Here is a 2,630-nt window from a genome sequence, read left to right as displayed (position 1 = left end):
GATCTGGACCATCCAGTCCGGTGTGTTCCCGGAGAACACGGCGAGTCTCGCGCTGCACGCGACGTGCGGCTTCCGCGTCGTCGGCACCCGCGAGCGGGTGGGCCGCCACTACGGCACCTGGCGCGACGTGACCCTGATCGAACGCCGCAGCCCCGCAGTCACCTGACGCTCCCCCGCCCCGCCCGGGCCCGCCCCGGCCCGCCCGGTGATCAAGGAGTTTGTGTCCGGTCGGCGCGGTCCGGGAGACGTAAACCCCTTGATCACCGGGTGAGGTCGCGGCAGGACACGCTCCAGGATCAGGTCAACCATCTGCCGGAACTCGGGGAGCTTGCGGCCGAAGATCGGGCTGTCCCCCGCGACCTCACCGCCGTTGACGAGCGTCGCGGCCGGCCCCGGCGAGCCGGCCACCGGCCCGACCCGGCACAGCCGAAGGTGACGCGTCGTCAGCATGGAGGTCGGCCCAGGTCCGCTCCGCGGCGGTGTCGCAACAGCCGCAGACGGACTGCCGTACCTGGCGGGTGCTCTCGTCGATCGTCAGTGTCACGGCGCGAACTCGATCGAGCCGTAATCGGCCGCGCGTACCCGAAGAAGACTTGACGCCCCGGCCCGCGAGCGCCAAGGTTAGTTACATGAGTAATGAACCAAAGAACCAGGATGGATGACGGCCGGCCGATCTTCGTCCAGATCGCGGAGATGATCGAAAACTCGATCATCGACGGGACGTACGCGGAGGAGACCCAGGTGCCGTCGACGAACGAGCTTGCGGCGTTCCACCGGATCAACCCGGCGACCGCCGCCAAGGGGATCAACCGCCTGGTCGATGACGGGCTTCTCTACAAGCGCAGGGGGATCGGAATGTTCGTGGCAACGGGCGCCGTCGAAACACTCCGGGAACGCCGCCGGCGCGAGTTCTCCGACCAGTACGTGCGGCCCCTCATCGAGGAGGCACGCAAGTTGGGCATCGGCACCGAGGAGCTGAAGAAGCTCATCGACACAGGGGAGGAACAGCGATGAGCGTCGTGGCGGCAGCCGGGCTCACGAAGCGGTTCGGCGAGGTGACCGCTCTCGATGACGTCACCTTCACGTTGACGGGCGACAAGATCTATGGGCTTCTCGGCCGCAACGGCGCCGGCAAGACGACGCTGATGCAGCTGATCACCGGCCAGAACAGCGGCACCAGCGGCGACCTCATGCTCTTCGGTGAGCGGCCGTACGAGAACGAGCGGGTGCTGTCGCGGGTGGTCTTCATCAAGGAGAGTCAGACGTACCCGACCGCGTACCAGGTCCGGCACGTGCTGAGCCTGGCCAAGCGGCTGTTCCCCAACTGGGACGAGGACTTCGCGCAGTCCCTGGTGGACGACTTCGACCTGCCGCGCAAGCGCAAGGTACGCAAACTGTCCCGCGGCATGCTGTCCGCGCTGGGCGTGACGATCGGCCTGGCCGCACGCGCGCCGCTGACCTTCTTCGACGAGCCGTACCTCGGTCTCGACGCGGTCGCCCGGCAACTCTTCTACGATCGGCTGCTCGCCGACTACGCCGAGAATCCGCGCACCGTCGTGCTCTCCACACACCTCATCGACGAGGTGGCCGACCTGATCGAGCACGTACTGCTGCTCGACCGCGGAAAGCTGCTGCTCGACGCGCCCAGCGACGAGCTGCGCGGCGAGGTGGTGGAGGCGTCCGGCCCGGCCGCTGCGGTGGACGAGTTCGCCGCCGCGCACCAGGCGCTGCATCGTGAGCAACTCGGCGGCGCGGTCCGCGCGTCGCTGCGCGGGTCGTTCGACGACGCCGAACGGACGCGCGCCAAGAAGCTCGGCATCGACCTGGCGCCGGTGTCGCTCCAGCAGGCCGTGGTGCACCTGACGACGGAAAGGACGAACGCGCGATGACTCGTATCCTCGACGTCGCCCGGATGCACACCATCGCCTGGGTCAGCCAGTTGGCCTGGCCATGGGGCATCATGGCCATCTCGCTCGGCGTCAACCTGCTGATCTTCGCCTCGATCGACGAGGCCGCGCCGGGCAAGAACACCACGGGCGGTCTGGTCAGTATCTACATCGTCTGCTCGATCGTCGCCGCCACCTCGATCAGCCAGGTGTTCCCGTTCGCGCTCGGCATGGGCGTCACCCGGCGCACCTTCTACCTCGCCACGGTGCTCGTCAACGTGGTGCAGGCGGTCGTCTACGGCGTCCTGCTCTACCTGCTCAACCTGATCGAGGGCGCCACCGGCGGCTTCGGGATCCAGCTGCGGTTCTTCCGAATCCCGTACGTCGACGTCGACAACGGGCTGTTGCAGATCGCCGTCTACGCGGTGCCGTTCCTGTTCCTGAACTTCGTCTCCGTGTTCGTCGCCGTCTGGTACGTCCGGTTCGGCATGAACGGCCTGTTCGGGGCCGGCGCGGCCCTGATCCTGGTGACCGGCCTGCTCGTCGCGTTGATCACCTGGCAGGGATGGTTCGGTGACATCTGGCAGTGGCTGAGCAGCCAGCACCAGGTCAGCCTGCTGGTGGGGTGGCCCGCCCTGATCGCCGCGGTGGCCGCCCTCGGGGGTATGGCGGCCATCCGCCGGGCCAACGCCTGACGGCGGGCACGGATGGTCGGCCGACGATCCGCGCGATGCGGGTCGTCGG

4 protein-coding genes are annotated in these 2,630 nt (G+C 67.9%); all 4 read left to right on the top strand.

The features are described from left to right. Positions 1-166, top strand: a 166-nt coding sequence (locus KBX39_RS28510) for an N-acetyltransferase family protein (RefSeq protein WP_369010126.1), incomplete at its 5' end; no start/stop codon positions are given. Between the two features lie 488 nt (positions 167-654). Continuing rightward, a complete protein-coding gene (locus KBX39_RS28505) occupies positions 655-1,014 on the top strand; it encodes a GntR family transcriptional regulator (RefSeq protein WP_043328406.1) in 360 nt (119 codons plus the stop codon). Then, on the top strand, positions 1,011-1,889 hold the full coding sequence (locus tag KBX39_RS28500) for an ATP-binding cassette domain-containing protein (RefSeq protein ID WP_210873486.1): 879 nt from the start codon (positions 1,011-1,013) through the stop codon (positions 1,887-1,889). Before KBX39_RS28505 ends, KBX39_RS28500 begins: the two co-directional genes overlap by 4 nt. Then, positions 1,886-2,581, top strand: coding sequence for a hypothetical protein (locus KBX39_RS28495; RefSeq protein WP_064447924.1), 696 nt, complete (start codon positions 1,886-1,888; stop codon positions 2,579-2,581). Before KBX39_RS28500 ends, KBX39_RS28495 begins: the two co-directional genes overlap by 4 nt. Positions 2,582-2,630: the final 49 nt, after the last annotated feature.

Origin of the sequence: Micromonospora sp. D75, assembly GCF_018070405.1 — a bacterium.
GTDB classification, from domain to species: domain Bacteria; phylum Actinomycetota; class Actinomycetes; order Mycobacteriales; family Micromonosporaceae; genus Micromonospora; species Micromonospora chalcea.
Note: the sequence above shows the minus strand (reverse complement) of the source record. Positions and strands in the feature narration are given on the sequence as shown.